Source organism: Methylocystis sp. SC2 (assembly GCF_000304315.1).
In the GTDB taxonomy this organism is placed as follows: domain Bacteria; phylum Pseudomonadota; class Alphaproteobacteria; order Rhizobiales; family Beijerinckiaceae; genus Methylocystis.
On sequence record NC_018485.1, the window covers coordinates 283,384 to 308,095 of the forward strand.

26 protein-coding genes and 1 pseudogene are annotated in these 24,712 nt (G+C 63.3%); 10 read left to right on the forward strand and 17 right to left on the reverse strand.

From position 1 onward, the window contains the following. Positions 1 to 21 precede the first annotated feature (21 nt). A complete protein-coding gene (locus BN69_RS19000; protein ID WP_148276996.1) occupies positions 22 to 261 on the forward strand; it encodes a hypothetical protein in 240 nt (79 codons plus the stop codon). Here the strand turns inward: BN69_RS19000 and metG are convergent. After that, positions 258 to 1,817: a methionine--tRNA ligase gene (gene metG / locus BN69_RS01270; protein WP_244435005.1), complete on the reverse strand. Its 1,560-nt coding sequence runs from the start codon at positions 1,815 to 1,817 to the stop codon at positions 258 to 260. The two genes, BN69_RS19000 and metG, sit on opposite strands and share 4 nt — an antisense overlap. A 46-nt stretch (positions 1,818 to 1,863) precedes the next feature. Then, the gene (locus tag BN69_RS01275) at positions 1,864 to 2,379 is read right to left on the reverse strand and encodes a DNA-deoxyinosine glycosylase (RefSeq protein WP_014889724.1); all 516 of its coding nucleotides are present in this window, start codon (positions 2,377 to 2,379) and stop codon (positions 1,864 to 1,866) included. Between the two features lie 62 nt (positions 2,380 to 2,441). On the opposite strand from BN69_RS01275, the gene BN69_RS01280 reads away from it, so the two are divergent. Then, the gene (locus tag BN69_RS01280) at positions 2,442 to 2,684 is read left to right on the forward strand and encodes a hypothetical protein (protein ID WP_014889725.1); all 243 of its coding nucleotides are present in this window, start codon (positions 2,442 to 2,444) and stop codon (positions 2,682 to 2,684) included. Between the two features lie 121 nt (positions 2,685 to 2,805). Here BN69_RS01280 and BN69_RS01285 read toward each other — a convergent pair whose 3' ends face one another. From BN69_RS01285 to BN69_RS01340, 12 genes and pseudogenes are all read right to left on the reverse strand, one after another. After that, complete coding sequence (locus tag BN69_RS01285) at positions 2,806 to 3,579, reverse strand: SDR family oxidoreductase (protein ID WP_014889726.1); 774 nt, start codon at positions 3,577 to 3,579, stop codon at positions 2,806 to 2,808. Between the two features lie 28 nt (positions 3,580 to 3,607). Next, entirely contained in the window at positions 3,608 to 6,337 is a 2,730-nt protein-coding gene (gene gyrA / locus BN69_RS01290) for a DNA gyrase subunit A (RefSeq protein ID WP_014889727.1), read from the reverse strand. 114 nt (positions 6,338 to 6,451) lie between these two features. Next, positions 6,452 to 6,829 (reverse strand): TfoX/Sxy family protein, encoded by a 378-nt coding sequence (locus BN69_RS01295; protein WP_014889728.1) that lies wholly within the window; start codon positions 6,827 to 6,829, stop codon positions 6,452 to 6,454. 16 nt (positions 6,830 to 6,845) lie between these two features. Continuing rightward, positions 6,846 to 7,238: a HesB/IscA family protein gene (locus BN69_RS01300; protein ID WP_014889729.1), complete on the reverse strand. Its 393-nt coding sequence runs from the start codon at positions 7,236 to 7,238 to the stop codon at positions 6,846 to 6,848. Between the two features lie 30 nt (positions 7,239 to 7,268). Further along, entirely contained in the window at positions 7,269 to 7,646 is a 378-nt protein-coding gene (locus BN69_RS01305; RefSeq protein ID WP_041926749.1) for an SUF system Fe-S cluster assembly protein, read from the reverse strand. Between the two features lie 16 nt (positions 7,647 to 7,662). Further along, positions 7,663 to 8,907, reverse strand: a complete 1,245-nt coding sequence (locus BN69_RS01310; RefSeq protein WP_014889731.1) for a cysteine desulfurase — start codon at positions 8,905 to 8,907, stop codon at positions 7,663 to 7,665. Next, positions 8,904 to 10,196, reverse strand: a complete 1,293-nt coding sequence (locus BN69_RS01315) for a SufB/SufD family protein (RefSeq protein WP_014889732.1) — start codon at positions 10,194 to 10,196, stop codon at positions 8,904 to 8,906. Before BN69_RS01315 ends, BN69_RS01310 begins: the two co-directional genes overlap by 4 nt. Before the next feature lie 3 nt (positions 10,197 to 10,199). Next, a complete protein-coding gene (gene sufC, locus BN69_RS01320) occupies positions 10,200 to 10,952 on the reverse strand; it encodes a Fe-S cluster assembly ATPase SufC (RefSeq protein ID WP_014889733.1) in 753 nt (250 codons plus the stop codon). Continuing rightward, positions 10,952 to 11,155 (reverse strand): annotated as a pseudogene (locus BN69_RS19690) (type II toxin-antitoxin system RelE/ParE family toxin); the annotation flags it as partial. The pseudogene BN69_RS19690 and the gene sufC, both read right to left, overlap by 1 nt. A gap of 87 nt (positions 11,156 to 11,242) precedes the next feature. Next, positions 11,243 to 11,500 (reverse strand): ribbon-helix-helix domain-containing protein, encoded by a 258-nt coding sequence (locus tag BN69_RS01330; protein ID WP_014889735.1) that lies wholly within the window; start codon positions 11,498 to 11,500, stop codon positions 11,243 to 11,245. Further along, positions 11,500 to 12,969: a Fe-S cluster assembly protein SufB gene (gene sufB, locus BN69_RS01335; protein ID WP_014889736.1), complete on the reverse strand. Its 1,470-nt coding sequence runs from the start codon at positions 12,967 to 12,969 to the stop codon at positions 11,500 to 11,502. The genes BN69_RS01330 and sufB overlap by 1 nt, the downstream gene beginning before the upstream one ends. Positions 12,970 to 13,048: 79 nt before the next feature. Further along, complete coding sequence (locus tag BN69_RS01340; protein ID WP_014889737.1) at positions 13,049 to 14,206, reverse strand: cysteine desulfurase family protein; 1,158 nt, start codon at positions 14,204 to 14,206, stop codon at positions 13,049 to 13,051. Between the two features lie 82 nt (positions 14,207 to 14,288). Here BN69_RS01340 and BN69_RS01345 point away from each other — a divergent pair, with 82 nt between their 5' ends. After that, a complete protein-coding gene (locus BN69_RS01345; protein WP_148276997.1) occupies positions 14,289 to 14,546 on the forward strand; it encodes a hypothetical protein in 258 nt (85 codons plus the stop codon). A gap of 124 nt (positions 14,547 to 14,670) precedes the next feature. Here BN69_RS01345 and BN69_RS01350 read toward each other — a convergent pair whose 3' ends face one another. Further along, the gene (locus tag BN69_RS01350; RefSeq protein WP_014889739.1) at positions 14,671 to 15,423 is read right to left on the reverse strand and encodes an acetoacetate decarboxylase; all 753 of its coding nucleotides are present in this window, start codon (positions 15,421 to 15,423) and stop codon (positions 14,671 to 14,673) included. Between the two features lie 50 nt (positions 15,424 to 15,473). Further along, the gene (locus tag BN69_RS01355) at positions 15,474 to 16,256 is read right to left on the reverse strand and encodes a 3-hydroxybutyrate dehydrogenase (RefSeq protein ID WP_014889740.1); all 783 of its coding nucleotides are present in this window, start codon (positions 16,254 to 16,256) and stop codon (positions 15,474 to 15,476) included. A gap of 258 nt (positions 16,257 to 16,514) precedes the next feature. On the opposite strand from BN69_RS01355, the gene BN69_RS01360 reads away from it, so the two are divergent. The 3 genes from BN69_RS01360 (at position 16,515) to BN69_RS01370 (ending at position 19,870) form a co-directional block, all read left to right on the forward strand. Beyond that, positions 16,515 to 17,687, forward strand: coding sequence for a patatin-like phospholipase family protein (locus BN69_RS01360; RefSeq protein ID WP_014889741.1), 1,173 nt, complete (start codon positions 16,515 to 16,517; stop codon positions 17,685 to 17,687). 273 nt (positions 17,688 to 17,960) lie between these two features. Then, positions 17,961 to 18,635: an alpha/beta hydrolase gene (locus BN69_RS01365; RefSeq protein ID WP_014889742.1), complete on the forward strand. Its 675-nt coding sequence runs from the start codon at positions 17,961 to 17,963 to the stop codon at positions 18,633 to 18,635. 191 nt (positions 18,636 to 18,826) lie between these two features. Then, entirely contained in the window at positions 18,827 to 19,870 is a 1,044-nt protein-coding gene (locus BN69_RS01370) for an IS110 family RNA-guided transposase (RefSeq protein WP_014889743.1), read from the forward strand. Positions 19,871 to 20,147: 277 nt separating this feature from the next. Here the strand turns inward: BN69_RS01370 and BN69_RS01375 are convergent, their stop codons facing one another. After that, positions 20,148 to 21,257 carry an anhydro-N-acetylmuramic acid kinase gene (locus BN69_RS01375; protein WP_083858672.1) on the reverse strand — a complete coding sequence of 370 codons (1,110 nt, stop codon included), beginning with the start codon at positions 21,255 to 21,257 and terminating at the stop codon, positions 20,148 to 20,150. 123 nt (positions 21,258 to 21,380) lie between these two features. Between BN69_RS01375 and BN69_RS01380 the strand changes: the two genes are divergently transcribed. From BN69_RS01380 to BN69_RS01395, 4 genes are all read left to right on the forward strand, one after another. Next, positions 21,381 to 21,980, forward strand: a complete 600-nt coding sequence (locus tag BN69_RS01380; RefSeq protein WP_014889745.1) for a DUF2975 domain-containing protein — start codon at positions 21,381 to 21,383, stop codon at positions 21,978 to 21,980. Further along, complete coding sequence (locus tag BN69_RS01385) at positions 21,980 to 22,216, forward strand: helix-turn-helix domain-containing protein (RefSeq protein ID WP_014889746.1); 237 nt, start codon at positions 21,980 to 21,982, stop codon at positions 22,214 to 22,216. The genes BN69_RS01380 and BN69_RS01385 overlap by 1 nt, the downstream gene beginning before the upstream one ends. A 31-nt stretch (positions 22,217 to 22,247) precedes the next feature. Next, positions 22,248 to 23,477, forward strand: a complete 1,230-nt coding sequence (locus tag BN69_RS01390) for a peptide-binding protein (RefSeq protein ID WP_014889747.1) — start codon at positions 22,248 to 22,250, stop codon at positions 23,475 to 23,477. A 539-nt stretch (positions 23,478 to 24,016) separates the two neighbouring features. After that, complete coding sequence (locus tag BN69_RS01395; protein ID WP_014889748.1) at positions 24,017 to 24,703, forward strand: FkbM family methyltransferase; 687 nt, start codon at positions 24,017 to 24,019, stop codon at positions 24,701 to 24,703. Positions 24,704 to 24,712 lie beyond the last annotated feature (9 nt).

Below are 24,712 nucleotides of genomic sequence, written 5' to 3' on the forward strand. Positions count from 1 at the left end.
GCGACGACACAACGAAGGCGGATGTTGTTGCGCGAACGCTCGATCGAGCGGCGCGAGTTCCTTTACAAGGAGCCCGGGCGTTCATACTTGCACGCCCGCGCTTTGGCCGACAAGCCCGCAAAGACGATGGTCAATTGCACGGCGCCGCCATTTGAAGCGGCTGATTATGGTCAGCGCATGGCGAGCACAGGCGGCGGCCCGCGTCAAGGCCGAGCGTCGAAGACGGCGATCGGCGCCCGGCGTCCGCTGCAGCGGGACTAACGCGCCTCCTCTTCCAGAAACCTCGGAAACACCGGCGTCGGCGGCGGGAGCGGCGCGCCCTCCTGCAGGGCGTTCGCCGCGTCGGCGTGCGCGAAGTCCCGCGCGTCCGGCCCGACGTCCAGGAGATCGAGAAGCTTGCCGGCGGATTCGGGCATAAACGGCTGCAGGGGAATCGCCAGCCGGCGCAGCGTTTCGGCGGTGACGTAGAGAATCGTCTCCATCCGCGCGGGGTCGCTCTTCTTCTTCGCCCAGGGTTCTTCACCGGCGAAGTAGCGATTCGCCTCGGCGACGACGCGGAAAATTTCCGCCAGCGCGTGGTGCGGCGCGTATTCCTCCATCGCGGCGCGGGCTTTCGCCATCACGTCGGCCGCTTGCGCGAGAATGTCGTTGTCGGCGTCCGTAAGGACATGTTTACGTGGTACGGCGCCCATACAATTCTTGGCGATCATCGACAGCGAGCGCTGCGCGAGATTGCCGAGGTCGTTGGCGAGATCGGCGTTGATGCGGTTGACGATCGCCTCGTGCGAATAATTGCCGTCCTGGCCGAAAGGAATCTCGCGCAGAAAGAAATAACGCAGCTGGTCGACGCCATAGCGCTCGGCCAAATCGATCGGATCGACGACATTGCCGACCGACTTCGACATCTTCTCGCCTTTGGAGAACAGGAAGCCGTGGACGACGACCTGCTTGGGCAAAGGCGCGCCTGCGGACATCAGGAACGCCGGCCAGTAGATGGCGTGAAAGCGGGTGATGTCCTTGCCGATGACATGCGCGTCGGCGGGCCAGAAGCACGCCTTGTTTCCGCCTTCCGTAAGATATCCCGTAGCCGTTACGTAATTCGTAAGCGCATCGACCCAGACATACATCACGTGCTTCGCGGCGGTGTGCGCGCTCGGCGGGATCTCGATGCCCCAATCGAATGTCGTACGCGACACCGAGAGGTCGGTCAGCCCGCGCTTCACGAAGGCGACGATCTCGTTTCTGTAGTGTTCGGGCGTGATGAAGCGCGGATGCGCCGCGTAATGCGCCAGCAATTTCTCCGCATAGGCCGACAATTTGAAGAACCAGCTCTCCTCCTCCACCCACTCGACCGGCGTGCCCGTCGGCGCGAATTTCTTGCCGTCGCGTTCGGTGAGCTCGTCCTCGTCGTAATAGGCCTCGTCGCGCACCGAATACCAGCCGGCGTATTTGGAGAGATAAAGGTCGCCGTTCGCCTCCATGCGCCGCCACATTTCGAGCACGGTCTCTTTGTGGCGCGCCTGCGTCGTGCGCACGATGTCGTCGGCGCGGGCGTTCAGCGCCTCGCCCATCCGCGCGAATTGCGCGGCGGTGCGGTCGGCGAGCGCCCACGGCGTCAGCCCTTCCTTCTCGGCCGTGCGCTGCATCTTCTGCCCGTGCTCGTCCATGCCGGTGACAAACAGCACGTCATAGCCGTCAAGCCTCTTCCATCGGGCGAAGGCGTCGGTGGCGATGCGCTCATAGGCGTGGCCGATATGCGGCGCGCCATTCGCATAGGGAATGGCCGTCGTGATCATGTAAGGGGGGCGTTCAGGCATGGCTCGGGTCTAGCGCGGTTTGCGGGCGCGGGGAAGCGCCCCAAGGCTATTCGAGAAATGGGGCGAGCGCGGATCGCCATTTTTCCCGCTTTTCGGCGAATGTCATCGATGCATGTGCGGGACTCGTCGAGGGCAGTCGGCGTGAAGCGATCGCCGCGGCGCGAACCGACAGCCTGGGCAGAACCAGCCGCTGATAGAGGCTGGCCGCCGTGGCGCCATTGAAGCCGATCAGCGCGATCTCCGGATGCATCTCGAAAAAGCGCTCGAAATCATTGGCTCGCACAGTCGAGAGCTCGATCCGCTGGTCGAGGCTGCCAGGCCGATGGGCGCTTGCGCAGACATCCCAGAGGGCGACGCCGCGCGCATTCAGGCTGCGCAGACGATCGACGTAGCAAGCGCCCGCATCGAAGCCGAACAGGCTGCCCATCAGCGTCCAAAACGCGTTGCGCGGCTGTGCGTAATACTGCTGGCGCTCAAGAGAACGCTGGCCGGGAAGTGAACCGAGAATCAAGAGCTTTGCGTCACTTGTCGCCGAGGGAGGGAAGCCGACGGAATAGGTCATTACGGAACTGCGACTCCCCTTCCCGCCTCCGATGCGCTAAATTGATCGCTCGGAGCATGAGTATGAGCGTAACCAAGAACGCGCCGAGGGATCTGGCGAGGCGCTTCGCCGAGAAGCGGAGCGGTCACACAAATGGCTGGCGGCGCGAGACCTTCTCGCTGGAGCGCCTCGAGGCGCGGGCGAAGGCGCGCGAGTGGTTCGAACGCTTCCCCAAGGCCGCCTATATGACCGAGATCGAGTTCTGGCGCGAACTGGAGGATGGGCGGATCGAGTTCACGATGCGCCGCCTGCCGAGCGCCGACTAGAGCAGGTTGCGAAAAAGTTGACAGACTTTTTCAATGAGAACCTGCTCCAACGTTTTGATTTGGAGCGCTTCCCGATCACATGATTCCATGTGATCGGGAAGCGCTCTAGCGCCAGCCCAGCCTATTCGGGACCGACGTCCGGCGTGCGCCAGCCCAGATGCTGGCCGCTGTCGACGGCGATCATCTGCCCCGTCACGTTTTTCGCCCGGCTGAGGTAAACCACGGCGTCGACCACGCCGGAGACGTCGGCGGCCCGCTGCAGCGGCACGCCGCGGGCTTCCATCTCGAACTCCCGTTCTCCAAGCGCGGCATTTGCAAAGACCGGCCCCGGTCCGACGGCGTTGACGCGAATGCGCGGCGCGAAGGCCTGCGCCATGGTGCGCGTCGCCGCCCACAGCGCCGATTTCGACAGCGTGTAGGAGAAATAGCGCGGCGTGAGACGCAAAACGCTTTGATCGAGAATATTGACGATGGCGCCATCGACGCTTGCCGGCAGCGCCGCCGCAAAGTCGCGCGACAGCAGCAGCGGCGCCCGCAGATTGACCTGCATCTGCCGCTCATACAGCTCGAGCGAAAAGTCCTGCGCCGCGTCGATTTCAAAAATCGAGGCGTTGTTGACGAGGAGCCGCAGCGGTCCGAAGGCTTCGCCGGCCTGCTCAATGAGGCGCTGCGTCGATTCCGCGTCGGCAAGATCGGCGATCGCCGTCGCCGCCCGCCCGCCGCGTCGCCGGATCGCGTGCGCGGCAAGCTCGGCCTCCTCGGCCGAACGCGGAGAGGCGTGCAGCACGAGGGGCCGCCCCTCGCGCGCGAAGCGCTCGGCGATGGCGAGGCCGATGCGACGCGGCGCGCCGGTGACCAGCACCGGGCCGTCCGCGTCGTCGCCGCCCTCGCTCATGCGTTCACCCTCTCGTCGAGCGTCCAGATTAGCCTTCGGGATCCTCGCCCTCGCCGACGTCGCCGATATGCTCGACGGAGACGACGCGCTCGTCTTCGGCCGTGTCGAAGACGATGACGCCCTGAGCGCCGCGCCCGGCGATGCGGATGCCGTCGACGGAGCAGCGGATCAGCTGGCCGCCATCCGTCACCAGCATGATTTCGTCGCCATGGCCGACGGGGAAGGAGGCGACGAGCTTGCCGTTTCTGGCGTTCACCGCCATCGCGACGATGCCTTTGCCGCCGCGGCCCGTCGTACGATATTCGTAAGAGCTCGTACGCTTTCCGTAACCGTTCTCGGACACGGTCAGAATGATCTGCTCGGCCGCCTGCATCTCGTAAAAGCGGGTATCCGACAGCTCCACGGCGATCGCCGCCTCTTCCGTCTCGGTCCCCGCCTCGGGCGAAACATCTTCGCCCATGCGCCGGCGCAGCGCGTTGGCGCGTTTCAGATAGGCGGCCCGTTCCTCGCCGGCGGCGTCGAAATGATTGAGAATCGACAGCGAGATCACCCGATCGTCCTGCCCCAGCGCCACGCCGCGCACGCCCATCGAGGTGCGGCCCTGGAAGACGCGGACCTCCGGCACGGCGAAGCGGATGCATTGGCCGTCGCGTGTGGTCAGCAGCACGTCGTCGCGCTCTGTCGCGGTCGCGACGTCGACAATGGCCTCGCCGTCGTCGAGCTTCATGGCGATGAGGCCGTTGCGGCGAACGTCGACGAAATCGGAGAGTTTGTTGCGCCTCACCGTGCCGCGCGTCGTCGCGAAAATGACGTCGAGCGTCGCCCAGCTGTCCTCGTCTTCAGGCAGCGGCATGATCGAGGTGATGCGCTCGTCTTGTTCGAGGGGCAGCAGATTGACGAGCGCCTTGCCGCGCGCCTGCGGCGCCGAGAGCGGCAATCGCCAGACTTTTTCCTTATAGGCCTTGCCAAGTGAGGAAAAGAACAGCACCGGCGTATGCGTATTGGCGACGAACAGACGGTGGACGAAATCCTCCTCCTTCGTCTGCATGCCGGAACGGCCTTTGCCGCCGCGCCTTTGCGCGCGATAGGTCGAGAGCGGCACGCGCTTGATATAGCCGGCGTGCGAGACGGTGACGACCATGTCTTCGCGGGCGATCAGGTCCTCGTCCTCGACCTCGCCGTCGGCCTCAAGGATCTGCGTGCGGCGCGGCGTGGCGTGGGCGTCTTTCACCGCCAGCAGTTCGTCCTTGACGATGCCGAACAGGCGTTCGCGCGAGCGCAGAATATCGAGGTAATCGGCGATCTCGGCGGCGAGCTTGTTCAGAGCTTCGGAGATCTCCTCGCGTCCGAGCGCCGTGAGCCGTTGCAGACGCAGATCGAGAATTGCGCGCGCCTGCGCCTCCGAAAGCCGGATGGCGCCATCATCGCTGAGTCGGTGCCGCGGGTCGGCGATCAGTTCGACGAGCGGCGCCATGTCCTTGGCCGGCCAGTCCCGCGCCATGAGCGCTTCGCGGGCCGCGGTCGCGTCGGGCGACGTGCGGATGAGATGGATGACCTCATCGATATTCGCCACCGCGATGGCGAGACCGACCTGCAGATGGGCGCTGTCGCGCGCCTTGTTGAGTCGGAATTTGGTGCGGCGGGTGACGACCGTCTCGCGGAAATCGACGAAGGCGCGCAGCACGTCATGGAGCGTCATCAGCTCCGGGCGGCCGCCGTTCAACGCGATCATATTGACGGGAAAGCTTGTCTGCAGCGTCGTATGACGCCAAAGCTGGTTGAGGACGACGTCGGCGACAGCGTCGCGCTTCAGTTCGACGACGATGCGCATGCCGTCGCGATCGGACTCATCGCGCAGATCGGCGACGCCCTCGATCTTCTTCTCCCGCACCAGATCGGCGATGCGCTCGATCAGCGTCGCCTTGTTCACCTGATAGGGTATTTCGGTGAAGATGATCGCCTCGCGATCCTTGCGCAGAGTCTCGATCTCCGACTTGGCGCGCATGATGATCGAACCGCGGCCGGTCGCGAAGGCGTTGCGAATGCCGCCGCGCCCGAGGATGCTCGCCGCGGTGGGAAAATCCGGTCCCGGCACGATGTCCATCAGCTCGGCGATGGTGATGTCGGGCCGATCGATCATGGCGATGCAGGCGTCGATGACCTCGCCGAGATTATGCGGCGGAATGTTCGTCGCCATGCCGACGGCGATGCCGCCGGCGCCGTTGACCAGCAGATTGGGGAAACGCGCCGGCAGAACCGTCGGCTCGTTCTCCTTGCCGTCGTAATTGGCCTGGAAGTCGACCGTGCCTTCGTCAAGATCTTCGAGCAGCGCGAGCGCGGGCTTTGCGAGCCGGGACTCGGTGTAGCGCATCGCCGCCGGCGGATCATTGTCGACCGATCCGAAATTGCCCTGCCCGTCAATGAGCGGCAGCCGCATCGAAAAAGGCTGCGCCATGCGCACAAGCGCGTCGTAGATCGCCGCGTCTCCGTGCGGATGATATTTACCCATCACGTCGCCGACGATGCGCGCCGACTTCACATAGGATTTATCGGGCGTATGGCCGTTCTCGTGCATGGAGAACAGAATGCGCCGATGCACGGGCTTCAGGCCGTCACGCACGTCCGGCAGCGCGCGCGACACGATCACGCTCATCGCGTAATCGAGATAGCTGCGCTTCATCTCGTCGGCGATGGAAACCGGCCTTATGTCAGAGCCGGGCTTGTCGGAATCGTTTTTCTTGGAGTCGTCGTCGGCCAAGTGAGCGCCAGTTCAAGGATAGCGTCGAGTTCACATGTCTATAGGCGATTCGAGCGGGCGACGCCAGCACGAGCGCCTTATGAAGTTTGATGTTTTTCAAATGCTTATTGGCGCCTAGCCGTCTTTCTCCGTGGACTTTGGCGTCTTGCGCCTCCCCGCGGATGGAATCTGCCGTTTCGGGCCCGACCGGCGCGCGGCTTCAAGCGCAAACTTCGCCCATCGAACCAGTTCGTCGGCGTCTTCGAGCGCCTGATCAGGGAGGCTCCAATAGGAGATCGTGACGGGTCGGTCCTTGCCTTGGTAGACGAACGGCCGGGAGCCCGCCTCTTGAAATCGCGCGGCGCTATGCCGATCGGCCTTCAGGTAGATTTCGCCGTCGGCTTCGATCGCGAAGAAGAGGCCGTCGGCGTAAACGCCATGGCCGCCGAACATGCGCTTGACGGACACAGCGGCAAAGGGCACGAAAAGCTCCTCGATATGCGCGCGGTCCATGGCGGCCTCGACGCGATCAGGAACTCCCCATCTGCGGCGCGGCGCCGAGCCTTTCCGGGTCTGCCGGCGTCAGCTCGACGCTCTCGCCACAGCCGCAGGCCGACGTCTGATTGGGGTTTTCAAACACAAAGGTCGAGGAGAACTGCGTCGTTTTCACGTCCATCGTCGTGCCGAGCAGGTAGAGCACCGCCGCGGCGTCGACGATCACGCGACCGCCCTCGATGTCGATCACCTCGTCGCCCCGCTTCGGTTCGGCGATCTCCATCTTGTAGGACATGCCGGCGCAGCCGCCCTTCTCCACGGAGACGCGCAGCCCCTCCCCTTCGGCGCTGGCCGCAAGCAGGCTGCGGACCCGCTCCGCCGCAGCGGGGCTGACGTTCATCACGCTCATCTTCTGCATGGAAGTCATCGCAAAACCATTCCTCTGGAGCGTGTCCGCTCACCACATGTCGAGCGCCACGCGCGCTTCGTCCGACATGCGGCTTTGATCCCAAGGCGGATCGAACACCATATTCACCTTCACGTCGCTGACGCCAGGCACGGCGCTCACCGCATTCTTGACCCACACCGGCATTTCGCCGGCGACGGGGCAGCCCGGCGCAGTCAGCGTCATGTCGATCTCCACGAAGCCATCTTCCGCGATGTCGACCCGGTAGATGAGGCCAAGCTCATAAATGTCAGCGGGAATTTCAGGATCGTAGACGGTCTTGAGCGCCTTAACGATGTCGTTCGTCAGCCGCTCATTTTCAATGGCCTGAGACGTCTGGTCCGGCGTCGCGGCGCGCTGGGTTTCGCTTGTATTGGGAGCATCGTTCATGAACACGAAATTCTCCTCAGGCGAAAAGAGAGCGGGCCTTTTCGAGCGCTTCCGCCAGCCGGTCGATCTCCTCGCGCGTGTTGTAGAGCGCGAAGGATGCGCGACAGGTGGAGGTGACGCCCAAACGCGAAAGAAGCGGCATGGCGCAATGCGTACCGGCGCGCACGGCTATGCCGGAACGATCGATCACCGTGGCGATGTCGTGCGCATGCGCCGCCGCCATGTCGAAGGAAAGGATCGGCCCCTTGTCCGGCGCCCGCCCATAAATTCTCAGCCCCTCGATCTGCGACAGTCTCTGATGCGCGTAAGCGGTCAGCCCTGCTTCATATTCGCGGATCGCGTCCCGACCGATGCGCTCCATATAGTCGAGCGCCGCGCCGAGCCCGACCGCCTGGGCGATGGGCGGCGTGCCCGCTTCGAACCGGTGCGGCGGGGAATTATAGGTGACGCCCTCGAGCGTCACCGTTTCGATCATCTCGCCGCCGCCGCAGAACGGCGGCAACGCCTCCAGCCATTTACGCTTACCGTAAAGCGCGCCGATGCCGGTCGGGGCATAAAGCTTATGGCCGGTCACCACATAAAAGTCGACGTCGAGCGCGCGCACGTCGACATCGAGATGCACAGCGCCCTGCGAGCCGTCGACAACCAGCGGCACGCCATGCGCGTGAGCAATGCGGGCGACCTCGGCGATCGGGGTCGGCGCGCCGAGAACATTCGACATATGCGTGAGCGCCACGATCTTGGTGCGCTTGGTGAACAGCTTCTCGAACGCTTCGAGGTCGAAACTGCCGTCGGCGTCAACCTCGAGCCATTTCAACACGGCGCCCTTGCGCTCACGCAGAAAATGCCAGGGAACGATGTTGGAGTGGTGCTCCATCATCGAAAGAATAATCTCGTCGCCTTCGCCGATATGCGCTTGGCCGAAGGAAGCCGCGACGAGATTCAAGGCCTCGGTCGCGCCGCGGGTGAAAATGATCTCGTCCGTCGATTCGGCGTTGAGGAAGCGGCGCAGCGTCTCGCGCGCGCCCTCATAGCCTTCGGTTGCGGCATTGGCGAGATAATGCAGTCCGCGATGCACATTGGCGTATTCATGCTCGTAGAACCGCGTCAGGCGATCGATCACGGCGCGCGGCTTTTGCGCCGACGCGGCGTTGTCGAGATAGGCGAGCGGCTTCCCATAGGGACGTTCGGAAAGAATCGGGAAATCCGCCCGAACCGCTTCGATGTCGTAAGCCGTCTGAATGCGCGTAATCTCGTTCATCGGCTGATCCTTCTAGAAAGCCACACGCTAACGCGATCGCTGAGAAACGCCTTCAACTGCTCATCCTCGATTGCGTCCATCGCCTCATTGGCGAAACCCTCGATGAGCAAGGCTTCGGCCTCGCGGCGCGGCAGTCCGCGCGCGGTGAGATAGAACAACTGATCCTTGTCGAGCCGGCCGCAGGTCGCGCCATGGCCGCATTGCACGTCGTCGGCGAAGATTTCGAGCTCCGGCTTGTTGTTCATCGCCGCCTGCTCGGAGAGCAGAAGCGCCTTCGACTGCATGACGCCGTCCGTCTTCTGCGCGCCCGCGCGGACGATGACCTTGCCCTGAAACACGCCGACGCTCTGCTCATCGAGGATATTGCGAAAAACTTCCCGGCTTTCGCCGCATGGCTTTGCGTGATCGACGATGAGAGTCGTGTCGGCGTGCAAGCCGCCGCGTCCCAATGTCGCGCCGTCAAAGACCGCCCGCGCTTTCTCGCCGTCGAGGCGCGCGAAGATCTGCCGTCGATTCAACCCTTCGCCCTCGATCAGCGCGAAGGAATTGATCGTGGCGCCCGCGTCGAGATGCGCGAGCAGCGACGCAACGCGGATCGCCCGATCGACGCCGCCCGAGAGATGGGCGACGAGGTCGAGGCGCGCACCCGGCGCCAATCGAAGCACGAGGGCGCTATTGTCCTGCGCCGGCGCCGACGAAAGCGCGCCAACAGTTTCGATCATTGTCGCTCGAGCGCCGGCGCCCAGCATGACGAGCGCCCGCGTATAGGTCGACTGCGCGGCCTCCGCGGACGCCAATGTCGCGAGTTCGATCGCGCGGTCGATCGCGGCGCCCGGCGCGATCTGAATGACGACGCCGTCCTGCATCAGCGCCGCATTGAGAGCGAGGATCGGGTCCTGCGCGCCAATATCGGCGCTGGCGAGCGCTGACATGACATGCGGCTCTCCCTGCGCCAGGGCGTCGCGCAGCGATTGGACGACGACGCCATCGGGGAGCCGCGCGATATCCGAGAGATCCGGCCGGAAAACGCCGTCGAGCGTGACGAGACGCAGAGAATCATGGGCGCGCGGCAGCGACACTGCGGCGCGAGACGCGGTGGCGAGCGGCGCCGGCCGGCCCATCGCCGTTTTGAGGTCGGTGTAGTGCCACGCCTCCATGCGCCGGTTCGGCACGCCAGACTCGGAGAACGCCGCCCAGCCGGCCGCGCGCAGACGCGGCGCGCCCTTGTCGCGCATCTCTTCGTAAAAGGAGGAAAGCGTCGCTTCCGCTTCGCTCGCCAGCTTGATCATCGCCTATGCCGCCTCTTGCGCGATGTAATCCTGATAGCCGCGCTCTTCGAGCTCCAGAGCAAGTTCCGGACCGCCCGACCGCATGATGCGCCCCTGCGCCATCACGTGCACCGAATCTGGCCTGATATAGTCAAGCAGGCGCTGATAATGCGTAATGACGATGAAGGCGCGCTCGGGCGAGCGCAGGGCGTTGACGCCGTCCGCGACGACGCGCAGCGCGTCGATGTCGAGCCCGGAATCCGTCTCATCGAGGATCGCAAGACGCGGCTGCAGGAGCGCCATCTGCAGGATTTCCATCCGCTTTTTCTCGCCGCCCGAAAAACCGGCGTTCAGCGGCCGGCGCAGCATGTCCGGCGCGATGCCGAGCGACGCCGCTGCCTCCTTGACGCGCTTCATGAATTCCGGCGTCTGCAATTCCGGCTCGCCGCGGGCGCGCCGCTGCGCGTTGAGCGCGGCCTTCAAAAAGGTCATCGTCGCGACGCCGGGAATTTCGACCGGATATTGGAAGGCGAGAAAGACGCCCTTGGCGGCGCGCTCCGCCGGGTCGAGGTCGAGAATGTTCTCGCCGTTGAGCCGCACGTCGCCGCTCGTCGCCTCATAGCCTTCGCGGCCGGCGATGACGTAGGAGAGCGTCGATTTGCCCGTCCCGTTCGGCCCCATGATCGCCGCGACCTCGCCGGCCTTGACGCTGAGCGTAAGGCCCCTGAGAATTTCGCGATCGCCGACGGTGACTCTGAGGTCTTTGATTTCGAGCATCAATTCAGCCCCTCGAGCCGTCGCCTCATATGCACATAGCGAACCACTTCCACGCGGTCCTCGAGCAACTGATACAGGATTAGATAGACGCCGCTTATCGCGCTTCTCACGCCTTTCCCGATGTCCGGTCGCTCTGGTCCGATTTGCGGATGTAAGCCCAACAATCTCGTTTTCCTTTCCAGCGCATCCAACGTCCGATCCGCAGCGGTCTCATTCTCTTATGCAATATAAGACCAGATCTCGATTAGATCCTCTTCAGCGCGCGCCGTTCGAACGATGCGCATGAAGGATTAGCTCTGTGAATGACGACGGCGCGCCTCGGCTTTGATTTCATCGATCGCCCCGAAACGCCCGGGGCCGCTTTCGACTCCTTCGCGCCATAGTCTTCGCACTTCATCCACGTTCATACGCTCGACAAGGCGTTCCGTGCGCCATTGCGCCACTGCGGCGCGAATGGCCTCATTCTCCGACACGAGCTCGCCGGAATCGACCGCAGCAGCAAGTTCGGACTCCAATTCCTCTGGAAGAGAAATGTGTAACGTGCGCATCACCCAACGCTCCCTTCGAGCGAAATCGAGATCAGCTTCTGCGCTTCGACCGCGAACTCCATCGGCAGCTGCTGCAGCACGTCGCGCACGAAGCCGTTGACGATCAGCGCCGTCGCCTCTTCCGCCGAAAGCCCGCGCTGCATGGCGTAGAACAGCTGGTCCTCGGAAATCTTGGACGTCGTCGCTTCATGCTCGAACTGCGCGCTCGGATTCTTCGATTCGATATAGGGAACCGTATGCGCGCCGCAGTTGGACCCGATCAGCAGACTGTCGCACTGCGTGAAGTTGCGTGCGCCGTCCGCCTTACGATGCGCGGAAACCTGGCCGCGATAGGTGTTCTGCGAACGTCCGGCCGAGATGCCCTTGGAGATGATGCGGCTTTTGGTGTTCTTGCCCAGATGCAGCATCTTGGTGCCGCTGTCGACCTGCTGATAGCCGTTCGACACCGCGATCGAATAGAACTCGCCCTGCGAACCGTCGCCGCGCAGGATGCATGAGGGATATTTCCAGGTGATCGCCGAGCCCGTCTCGACCTGCGTCCAGGAGATATGCGAATTGCGCCCGCGGCAATCGCCGCGCTTGGTGACGAAATTGTAAATGCCGCCCCTGCCCTCGCTGTCGCCGGGATACCAGTTCTGCACCGTCGAATATTTGATTTCGGCGTCGTCGAGCGCGACGAGCTCCACCACCGCCGCATGAAGCTGGTTTTCGTCGCGCTTGGGCGCCGTGCAGCCTTCGAGGTAGCTCACATAGGAGCCTTCGTCGGCGATGATCAGCGTGCGCTCGAACTGTCCCGTATTCTGCTCATTGATGCGGAAGTAGGTCGAAAGCTCCATCGGGCAGCGCACGCCCTTCGGCACATAGACGAAGGAGCCGTCGGAGAAGACCGCGCTGTTCAGCGTCGCGTAGAAATTGTCGGTCACCGGCACGACGGAGCCGAGATATTTCCGCACGAGCTCCGGGTGCGTCTGCACCGCCTCGGAAATCGGGCAGAAGATCACGCCCGCCTTGGCCAGCTCCGCCTTGAAGGTGGTCGCGACGGACACGCTGTCGAAAACCGCGTCAACGGCCACGCGGCGGGTCTCGACGCCGGTGAGAATTTCTTGCTCGCGCAGCGGGATGCCAAGCTTCTCGTACGTGCGCAGCAGCTCGGGATCGACCTCGTCGAGCGACTTCGGGCCCGGCGTGGATTTTGGGGCCGAGTAATAATAGAGGTCCTGGAAGTCGATGCGCGGATAGTGTACGCGCGCCCAGCGCGGCTCAGGCATCGTCAGCCAGCGCCGGTAGGCCTCGAGGCGCCAATCGGTGAGCCACTGCGGCTCGTTCTTCTTGGCCGAGATGAAACGAACGATGTCTTCATTCAGGCCCTTGGGGGCCTTTTCCGATTCGATATCGGTCGAAAACCCGTACTTATAGGCGTCGACGTCGATGGACTCGACGCGCGCAACGGTCTCCTGACGAGCCGCCATCTGTCTTTCTCCTCGTCACGACGGGTTCAAGGCCCGCCGGCCGATCGTTCCGCCTCAGCCTAGCACCTTTTGGCGTCGACTAGGCGGCGGAATGCCGGGACCTTATGCGATCCACGACACGTGCAAGAACCTTTCCAAACTCTTCTACATCCTCTTGCGTCGAAGACCAACCGAAACTGGCCCTCAGCGCCTCCCTTTCAGCCGCGCCCATCGCCGCAAGCACGTGCGATTCCGTCATTTTGCCTGACGAACAGGCCGAGCCTGCTGAAAGCGCGACATTCTCGAGGTCGAGCGCCATCAGCATCGTGCGTGGGGCAAGGCCGGGAAGTGAGAAAGCGCTGGCGTTTGGCGCGCGCGGCGCCCTTGAACCGTAGAATCGGGCGTCGGGCGCGACTTTCAAGACTTGCCGCTCCAGCGCGTCGCGCAAATCGGCGAGTCGAGACGCCTCCCCCGCCAAATCTGCGGTCGCCGCCGTGAGCGCCGCTGCAAAACCGGCGATTCCGGGAATATTCTCGGTGCCCGCGCGACGCCCGAATTCCTGGCCGCCGCCGCGCAGCGCCGGCGCCTCCGGATGCAGGCTCTCGTCACGAAAGGCGAGCGCGCCGACGCCCATCGGGCCGCCCAGCTTATGTGAGGAAAAGAACATTATATCCGCGCCGGTCGTCGCGAATGTCGTCTTCAGCCGTCCGACGGATTGCACGGCGTCGCAGACGACGACGCCCTTCGCCGCATGGATCAGCTCGGCCGCCTCGGCGACCGGCTGAATGACGCCCGTCTCATTGTTGACGGCCTGCAGCGCCAGCATCACGCGCGCGCCGGCGCGCCGCGCCAGCGCCTGTTTCAGCGCGTCGAGCGCAATAGAGCCTTCGGGGGTCAACGGAAGGGTTTCAACTGCGTCGGGCGGAAAGCGATGCCCCTGCAGGACGCAGTGATGTTCGCCGGCGCCGATCAGCAACGCCTCTATCGGCGCTTCGTCGCCCTCTCGGCGAAGCGCTGGCGACAGCGCGAGATTCGCCGCCTCTGTCGCGCCGCTCAAAAAAACGACGCCCCGGCGCTCCGCGCCAACCGCCCTGGCGACTTCGGCCCGTGCGCCTTCGAGCAGCGCCTTGGCCGCCCGGCCCTCGGCATGGACGGAGGAAGGATTGCCGAGCGTCTCCAGCGCGTCGAGCATCGCCGCGCGCGCCTGCGGGCGCAGCGGCGATGTCGCGTTGTGGTCGAGATAGACGCGTCTTTTCATGGAGCCGCCATTCTAGCAGATGGCGTCGGCTCCGGCGCGTTTCTTGTCCGTCGCGCGCCACGGGCCGCTGAAAGGCCGATTCATGCGCGTCGAGATCGACAAGCCCCATGTGGAGGCGCTCGTCGCGCGATTTCCGGCTCACGCTCGCCTGTCCGCGCGGCCGCGCTTCTCCGACCGCGTCGAGGCTGATCTCTCGAATTTCAGCTGCAGGGACCGCTGCAATCGAAAGCGCCGGCTTTCACGCCGAAGAACCGACCGCCACGCATCGCGACGCCGACTGGCCGCGCAAGGAGATCTTCGTGCTGTCGAGCAACGGTTCGGAAGCCCGGCCGGTGAATGACGAAAGCATGCGCGCCGGCCGGGGTCTGACCCTGGGCGCCCGGCCGGTTTTCCTCAAACGCTGGAATATTCGGGTCTGCTTTTCTCGTATCGCGGTCCCGCGACAAACGACGGGCGTCGCTTTGTCATTTGTCCGGCGACAGATAATCATAAAGCACCCGGCCGTAAGGCAGCGTCAGATCGGCGATGAAATGATGCGCGCCGACGACGCGGCGCACGGGAAGATCGGCGACGGGCGCGTTGACATGCGGCGCGAGATGCAGCCGGCCGGGACCGATCCACGAGCCCTTCACGACGATCTCGGTGAGATTGTAACAGACGAGCTGGCAGAGCGCCGGCTTGCCGTCGACGCCGGGAATGAGCTTGAGATTGACCTGCGTCTTGGCGAGCGTCGCCGTCGTCTTCACGCCATTGCCGGCCATGCTCTCATGCTTGTAGCCCATGGTGCCGAGGGCCACGATCTGTCCGGCGTATTCCAACGTGCCGGTGAGCGTGTCCTTTACGATTTCGAGCTTCGGATGCGCGTATTTCTTCGGAAAGCCCCAGATTTCACGGCCCGCGACGATCGGCGGATCGTCATCGAGATACATCTGGCTGACGAAATTCATCTCCTCGCCCTTGTAGCGGCAGGGAATGACGACGCCGGACTCGGTATAGCTGCCGAAGCCGGACGAATCCGGCATGCCGATGAACTCGTAATGGACGAGCGGCGTATCGACCGGCTCGAGCGGCTCGGGCAATTGTTCGCGCACGATCTCGGGATCGGTTTCATAGGAAATGATCATATATTCCCGATTGATGAATCTGTACGGCCCCTTCGGATAGCTCGGGCCGGCGAGCGGCATGGACGGCAGATCGAGAATGTTTTCGATGCGCATCGAATTCTCCGCAGAGCTTGACGTGGATGGGCGGCGGGCGGGAGAAAATTTCAGTGCGCGGTCCAGCCGCCGTCGATCGGAATGATCGCGCCGGTGATCGAGCCCGCGTGTTCGCCGGCGAGGAACATGGCGAGCGCCGCGACTTCCTCGACCGTCACGAAGCGCTTGGTCGGCTGCGCCGCGAGCAGCACGTCGCGCACGACCTCCTGCTCGCTGATGCCGCGCGCTTTCGCCGTATCCGGAATTTGCCGATCAACGAGCGGCGTCAGCACATAGCCGGGGCAGATCGCATTCACGGTGATATTGTCTTCGGCGACTTCGAGCGCCACGGTCTTGGTGAGCCCGGCGACGCCGTGCTTGGCCGACACATAGGCGGATTTGAACGGCGACGCGACAAGCGCATGCGCCGAAGCCACATTGATGATGCGGCCGGTCTTGCGCCGCTTCATCGACGGAACGACCGCCCGGATGGCGTGAAACGCCGCCGATAGATCGACCGCGATGATGGCGTCCCATTTCTCCGGAGGAAAATCCTCGATCGGCGAAACGAATTGTATGCCGGCGTTGTTGACGAGCACGTCGATTGGCCCGAGCGCCTGCGCGGCTTCGTCGATCATCCCGCGGACGGCGGACGGCTGCGACATGTCGGCCCGCAAATAGATCACGTCGACCGAGAATTCCTGCGCGAGTCCGGCGCGAATATGTTCGATGTCATTGGCGTCGCCGAAACCATTGAGCGCGACGTTCATGCCTTGGGCGCAAAAGGCGCGCGCGATTCCGAGCCCAATGCCGCTGGTCGAACCTGTCACGATGACATTGCGGCGATCGTTCATTCCGTCCCTCGCCATCCTTCGCGAGCCGCGCAGCGGCGCGGCTGACCGCCGCGACGCCGCGCGCAATCCGATGCGGCCTTGAGCGTCGCCGGACCATATCTAGATCGGGGTTCTTGATGTTGCGATGACAGAGCGCGTCATTACTTTGTTATCTCAAGCCGTTTAGATTTTTCCGACGAATGAGGACGAACTGCCGCGTGAGGTCGACGCTCATGCGCATCGACTTCGGCGTGCGCCCAAGCTGGATGGACATCGCATATGGATGCGAAAGCGCCACACCTCCAACATCTCCACTCGCGTGACGCCTTCACGAGATGGCGGCCCAAGGGGTGCGACCGGATCGCGCTGATTTTTCAGGGCGGCGGCGCGCTCGGCGCCTATCAGGCGGGCGTTTACGAAGCGCTGCACGAGTTCGGCGTCGAACCCGACTGGGTGACGGGCGTTTCGATTGGCGCGGTGAACGCCGCGATCATCGCCGGCAACTCCCGCGCCCGCCGCATCGAGCGTTTGCGCGCCTTCTGGGAGCGCATCACGGAGCGCAAAATCTGGGCCTTTACGCCCGACGGCGACATTTTCCGCAAGGCGCGCAACGCTTCAAGCGCCATGGTGACGATGGGTCTCGGCCAACCAGGCTTCTTCAAGCCCCGTCAGGTCAATCCATGGCTGGCTTTTACCGGCGCGCGAGACGCCACGAGCTTCTATGACGCGTCGCCGCTCAAGGACACGCTCATGGAATTTGTCGATTTTTCGCTGATCAATGAACGGATCAACCGCTTCTCCGTCGGCGCGGTCAATGTGCTCACCGGCAACTTCATTTATTTCGATAATCGTGACGAGGAGATCGAGCCCGAGCATGTGATGGCTTCGGGCGCGCTGCCGCCGGCGCTGCCGATGATCAAAATCGGAACCGACTATTATTGGGATGGGGGCATCGTCTCCAACACGCCGTTGCAGCATTTGCTCGACCAGGAGGACAATCTCAGCACGCTGGTTTTCCAAGTCGATCTTTTCAGCGCGCGCGGCGAACTCCCCCGCGACATCCAAGACGTGCTCGCGCGGCAAAAGGACATCGTGTATTCCTCGCGAACGCGCTACAACACGACGGTGTTTCGCCGCATGCACACATGGAAAATTCGGCTGCGCGACGCGCTCGCGAAGGTGCCGGAGGAGCGGCTGACCGAAGAGGAGCGCAAGATGTTGGAGAAGCTTGGCGACCTGCCGGACTTCACCATCGCGCATCTCATATACCAGCAAAAGGCTTATGAGGGCCACGCCAAGGACTATGAGTTCTCCGGCACGTCGATGCGCGAACATTGGCAGAGCGGCTACGAGGACACGAAGCGCACGCTGAAGCGTCGCGCCTGGTTGGAGATGCCGGCGCCAGGCGCCGGCATCGTCGTCCATGACGTCCATCGTCTCGCCGACGCCTGAACCGGCGCTGGCCCCTCCTCCATGAGGCGAGGGCGGTTAATCTCTCAAATGCAAGTATTTATCGTAAGCCATAAGAAAACCGGCGCTGTTCGATCAAGCATACCGCCACGACGATCATGCCCGGATTATGCGATTGACGCCCAACGGGCGGATGGCAAGCCATGCGGGCGCGTAATGAGCGGCGGGCGCGGCGCCTCGCCGCCGAATTTCCTTGCATTTTACACTGGCCCGCGTGGTAGAAGGCGCGCTTGCCAGTTTTGCAAGGGATCATGAATGCCCGAAGTAATCTTCACCGGTCCGGCCGGCAGGCTCGAGGGCCGGTTCCATCAGTCCGCCACGCGCGGCGCGCCGATCGCGATCATTCTGCATCCGCATCCGCAGTTCGGCGGCACGATGAATAATCAGATCGTTTATCACCTTTACTACGCCTTCGCGGAGCGTGGTTTTTCCGTGCTGCGCTTCAATTTTCGCGGCGTCGGCCGTTCGCAGGGCGCCTTCGACCACGGCTCGGGCGAGCTTTCCGACGCGGCGGCCGCGCTCGACTGGGCGCAGGCGGTCAATCCGGAAGCGCGCGCCTGCTGGATCGCGGGCGTCTCCTTCGGCTCCTGGATCGGCATGCAGCTGCTGATGCGCCGTCCCGAGATCGAGGGCTTTATCTCGATCGCGCCGCCGGCGAACCGTTTCGACTTCTCCTTCCTGGCGCCCTGCCCCTCCTCGGGCCTCTTCATCCACGGCGACCAGGACCGCGTCGCGCCGCTCAAGGAAGTGACCGGGCTGATCGAGAAGCTCAAGACGCAGAAGGGCATTCTCATCGAACATGCGGTGGTCGAGGGCGCGAACCATTTCTTCGAAAACAGGATCGAGCCGCTGATCGCGCATGTCGACGCCTATCTCGACAGGCGTCTCGGCAATCCGCCGAGAATCGCCATTCCCGCGCGGGGAGACTGACGCTTCATTGTCATTCCCGACGCGCGAAGCGCGATCGGGAATCCAGAGCAAAGAGACCATTACTGGATCTGCCCTGGATTCCCGGTCAGGCCTTCGGCCCGCCGGGAATGATGGGGTGGACGGCCCCGCCTCAACGGCATCTAAAGTGCCAAGACGTGGTCGCCGGAGCGCCACAGAGAGGGAGGCCGTCCATGAAGAAGTTTATCAGAATCGGGATTGATTTGGGCAAGCGGTATTTTCAAGTTCACGCGCTGGTGAGCGAGGATGGGCGGGCCGTCACGCGCAAGCTGCGGCGGGATGGTTTTCTTGCTTTTTTCGCCGAGGCGGGGCCCTGCCTGATCGGCATGGAAGCCTGCGGCTCGGCGCATTATTGGGGACGCGAACTGCGCGCCATGGGCCATGACGTGCGCCTGATCCCGCCGATTTACGTCAAGCCCTATGTCAAGCGCGGCAAGAACGACGCGGTCGACGCCGCGGCGGTGTGCGAGGCCGTGTCGCGGCCAGACATGCGCTTCGTGCCGATCAAAAGCGCCGAGAACCAGGCGAGCTTGATGCTGCACAAGACGCGCGAGCTTCTGGTCAAGCAGCGCACCATGAGCGTCAATGCGCTGCGCGGACATCTCGCGGAGTTTGGCGTCGTCGCCGCCAAGGGCGTCGGCCATGCGGGCGAACTGCTGGAAAAAGCCAAGAATGACGCGACGCTTCCAGAAATCGCCAAGGCGACCGTAAAGATTTTCGTCCAGCAGCTGGAGGCGATCAGCGCCGCGATCGTCGCGCTCGATAAAGAGATCGCCAACGTCCATGCGCAAAGCGAGATCAGCAAATTGCTCGCCGGCGTCCCCGGCGTCGGCAAGATCGTCGCCACGGCGATCGTCGCCAGCGTCCCGGACCCCAGCGTCTTCAAATCCGCGCGCGACTTTGCCGCCTGGCTCGGCCTCACGCCCAGGCAAAACTCCAGCGGCGGCAAGGAAAAGCTCGGCGCCATCACCAAGCAGGGCAACCGCTATCTGCGCAAGCTGCTGACGCTCGGCGCGACCTCGCTGTTGCGCGTGGCCGGCAAACGCAACGGCGTTCTGCGCGATTGGCTCGTCGCCCTCCTGGCCAGGAAGCCGGCGCGGCTCGTGAGCCTCGCGCTCGCCAACAAGCTGGCGCGGATCATCTGGGCCATGATGACGACCGGCGAGGCCTTCCGAACCCAGATCATGGCGCGCGCAGGGAAGCCCTCGATGGCGTAACCGTTCGAACCATCCAGTTTGGCGAGGGCGAAACATCGACGTGATGAACGACAGGGTCGGAAACGACGACGAAGGACACTCCGCTACGTGTCACGTGCACAAAGCTCGCGGGAATGATCAGGAGCCTTCGCAGTCGAACTTCATCAGGGCCAGCGGACATACGCGCCGCGCCAAAAGGCCGGACATATGACCGAAACCCGCCACCAGGTTCACCGCGCCGACAAAAAACCGCTTGCCAAGCGGGGCCGTCCACATATGACACTGCGATCTATGACGCTTACGCGCCCGCGCGCGCCAGCAGGCCGCCGACCATGGCTTCGGGCGCGCCGGTCGTGGTCGGGAAGGTGATCGGCAGCCCTTCCAGCAGGCGCACGGCGAGATAGGCGAAAGCCTGCGCCTCCATCGAATCCGCCGACCATCCGACCGCGTTGGCCGTCGTCACCTTGCACGGCAGGCGCATGACGAGTTCGCGCACCAGGATCGGATTGCGCGCGCCGCCGCCGCAGACGATCAGCAGCTGCGGCTGAGTCGGCAGATGCGGAAAAAGCCGCAGCACCGAAGACGCCGTAAAGGCGGTCAGCGTCGCGGCGGCGTCCTCGGTCGAGAGCTTGGCGACCGCGTCGAGCGCGAAGGCGTTGCGGTCGAGCGATTTTGGCGGCGGCTGATCGAAGAACGGATGCGCCAGCAGCTTGAGCAGCGTCGCTTCATTGACGCGGCCGCGCGCCGCCATATGGCCGTGCCGGTCGATCGGCGCGCCGGTGCGCTGAAGCATCAGATCGTCGATAAGCGCATTGCCGGGTCCCGTGTCGCAGGCGATCGGCTCCTCGCCGTCCGCGACATAAGTGACGTTGGCGACGCCGCCGATATTGAGCAGGGCCACCTCGCCCTTCATGCCGCCGGCGAGGACCAGCGCGCGATGGAACACGGGCACGATCGGCGCGCCCTCGCCGCCGGCGGCGATGTCGGCGGCGCGAAAATCATAAGCGACGTCGAGGCCGAGACGCGCGGCCAGCGCCGGCCCGTCGCCGATCTGGATCGTGAGCCTTTGCTTGGGACGGTGCAGCACCGTCTGGCCGTGAAAACCGACGATATCGACGCTCGCCGGATCGATCTCATGATCGCGCATCAGCGCCTCGACCGCCTCGGCGTGGCGGTCGGTCACCATGCGCTCGGCGAAGGCGAGAACGCCGGGCCGCGCGTCTCGATCCTGCAGCGTCGCGGCCTCGGCGAGCGCGTTGCGCAGCAACGCGCGGTCGGCGTCGCTATAGGGGTAATGCCCCGTCGGCCCGAAGACGACCGTGGCGTCGCCGTCGGTTTCGATCAACGCGACGTCGACGCCGTCCATGGACGTGCCGGACATGAGGCCAATTGAGCGGTAGGTGGGCAAGGCGAATCTCTCCGAGTCAGCAGAATAGCAAGGTTCACGGCAGTGCGCCCGTCTACTGGCAAGCCCTCTGATTATTGTTTGACAATAATTTATATGTGATTACGATAATTTTAGGAGGAGGCCATGACGAATGTCGTGCACATCCCGCCACCAGCCGCGCCGCTCGAACCCTGGCGCCGTCAGGCAATCAGACGACGCAGCGCCATTTTTGCGTCCGTAATGCTCTGGAGCTTGGCCCTCACGCTCTGCGCCACGGCGCTCCTGATAGCCGCCGCGCTCTTCTACCGGGGCGAAATGCTTTCTTTTGGCCCTGGCGGCTTGTGGATCGGCCATGGCCCCGACCAGGCGCTGGGCCGCATTTCACTTGCGACATTGACTTTCCCGCAAAGGCTCGCCGGAGTTTTCGCCATCGCTTTCCTTACGGCGCCCGTGCTGGCGATCCTTCACTTCGCGCGCCGGCTCTTCCAGCTCTACGCACAAGGCGTCGTCTTCACGCCTGCCAATGCGCGGCTCATCAAATGCATGGCCGCTTGCCTCGCCGCTTATGCGTTCGCGCCGTTCTGCGCGAACCGCGCGATCTTGCTCGCTGGGCTGACAAGCGATCCCATCTGGTTTCACGCCGACGAGGTTCTCGCGCTTGTCTTCGCCGCGCTGGCTTATGTGGTGGCGGACGTCATGGAGTTCGGGCACGAGATTGAAAGCGATAGGGACGGGTTCATCTGATGCCGATCGTCATGCGCCTCGACGTCATGCTCGCCAAGCGCCGCATGCGCTCGAAGACCCTTTCCCAAATTGTTGGCGTCACCGAAGCCAATCTGTCGCTGCTGAAATCGGGAAAGGTCAATGGCGTGCGCTTTTCGACGCTTTCCGCCATCTGCAAGGCGCTCGACTGCCAGCCGGGCGACCTCATGGAATATTTGCCGGACGAGCCGGCCAAGACAGCGCAACAGGCCGGGTAACTCTTGCAGGCTTTTTCGAAGAGGCTTTTTCATGCGCGTGATCTTTGCGACGCTCTTCGCTTGCTTATCGCTTGAGGTCTCCGTTTCCGCCGCGTCCGAGAAGAAGCCTTCGGCGCATAACGAAGGCATTCCGTTCATCCTCGATTCGAACCGGATTCTTCTCGACGTCGTCTTCACGACGCCGGACGGTCATGCGCGCAGCGCGCTCGCTTGGTTCAACATGGGCATGTCGACGCCTGTCCTGACAAAACCGCTCTATCGCGAACTCGGCGTCGATCGCGGCGCGCCGCTGCGCCTCGCCATTGGCGAATGGCGGCTGGAAGCGCGCGCGGATCAAATTGTCGACGGCGACGGCGGCGTTGGCGTCCCAAGCTTCACCCATCTCTTCGCGCCGCGCCGCGTCGAAGCGATGCTGCCCGCGCGGATGCTTACGAATTACGTTCTGCGTATCGATTACGGCCGGCGTCGTATGGCGCTGAATGCGGCAGGCGGCAGGCGTCCGGAAGGCCTTCCCGTTCCAATACTCCTCAATGAGGACTCCGGAATCGTCGCTGTCGAAGCGGAAGTCGATAACGATTCGCGAGCACTCGCGATCGACGCTGGCAGCGGCTACAGCTGGATGCGCGGCGACGTCGCGCGCGATCTGCTCGCGCGACACCCAGAATGGCGCCGCGTACACGGCGCCATTGGCGCGGCCAACGCCAATATGGTGGATTTCGCTTTCGAGAAGGAAGGCGACGTGCTGCGCATTCCGAACGTGCGGATCGGCGACCTTCAATTTAGGCAGGTCGGCTTTCTGGGCACGGCGCCCATTTTTGGCTCCTTCGCCGAGGCTCTCTTGGGCGATCTGTTCTGGGACAATTGGCGCAAGGCCGCGCCCGTCGCCGTCGTCGGCTGGCTGGGCGGCAATGCGCTGCGCGACTACCAGCTTACGATCGATTATCCGAACCGCATGAGCTACTGGCGCCGTGAGAGGGCGCCGGACCTAACGGAGCTGGACCAGCCGCCGATCACATTGGTGCGTCAGGGAGAGCGCTATTTGATTGGCGGGGTCGCGCAGACGCGGACGAAGCCGCAAGCGCTGCTGGATGTCGAGATCGGCGACGAATTGCTGGCGATCGACGGTCTCGCCGCGCGGGGCGCGAGCAAGGATGACGTGCTTGCAGCGCTACATGGCGCGCCGGGAGCGCGCAAGCGGCTGACGCTCGATCGTCGCGGCGCGCGGATAGAGGCGGATGTGGCGGTGGAGAGCTTTGAATAAATTGCGGGATAGCTCCCCCTCGGCCTGAAGACGATACTGGCGTCCGTCGCCGTCGGTTTCGTTCAGCGCGACGGCGCCGCCGCCATGGACGTGCCTAACATGAAGCCAATCCAGCGGTAGGTGAGAAAGGCGAATTTCTCCGTGATTACCGGGAGGATATCGACAGGGCCCCGCCAATTGCATTGTTGAAGGCTAGGGAGAAATCACGATCCGGCTCTCGCCGCTGAGCGGCGCGTCCATACTGTAGATCACGTAAAGGAAATTCGTGCGGCGGTCGGCGGAATGATATTGGAATTGGGTCACGCCTGCCCCCTTATTCTGCGGCCTGCAGAAATCGTGGCCTCCAGCGGTGCGCCGCCGCAACCTTGAGATCTAAATATTTCAAAGTCCCCGCCTCACGAACACATTAGGCCTTATGAGCACATTAGGATGCGTCACCGGCAACTGCGCCGAGGAGAGGGGTCGCCTTCAAGTTTCTTTTCGAATCGACCCCGGTGGTCTAATCCTCTTCCAGTACCGATAGATACGGAACCCAATCAATGTTGAGATCCTTTGCAGAAAAATTGATGAGGAATCGGCTCGTCAAGAGGCGGCTTCCCAACGGAGTGGCCATTTTCGTCTCACCCGACAGCCAGCTGAAGTATCTCAAACGAGAGTTTGATCAGGACTTGTCGGCCATCGCCAAGGAATTCATCAGAGACTCTTCCGTCGTTTGGGACGTCGGCGCGAATTGCGGCGTTTTGGCCTTCAGCGCGGCGAAAGCCAGACAAATCCTAGCCATCGAAGCAGACCCCTTCCTTGCTCATGTGCTTCAGGAATCGGTTGCGTTGAGCGGCGTGCCGGTTACGGTCGTGACCGCTGCGGTTTTTTCGAAGCCCTCGCTTGCGAGGTTTTCGATCGCCCGACGTGGTCGCGCCTCAAATTTTCTCACGGACGTGGGGGGGCGAAGCCAAACGGGAGGAGAGCGCTCGCAGATCGTCGTGCCGACGGTAACGCTCGACAACTTGCTCGATATCTCTTTGCCGCCAACATTTGTGAAGATCGATGTGGAAGGTGCGGAAATTGACGTTTTCGAAGGCGCCGAACGTCTCCTCGGGCAGGCGCGGCCGACCATCTACTTCGAGGCGGGCACCTCGACCGTTGATCGCTGCTGCGAGATCCTCAAAGCCGCCAATTATACAATATCGCAACGATCCACGACGGATTGGCTGGCCCAACCTGAATAATCATCAAGG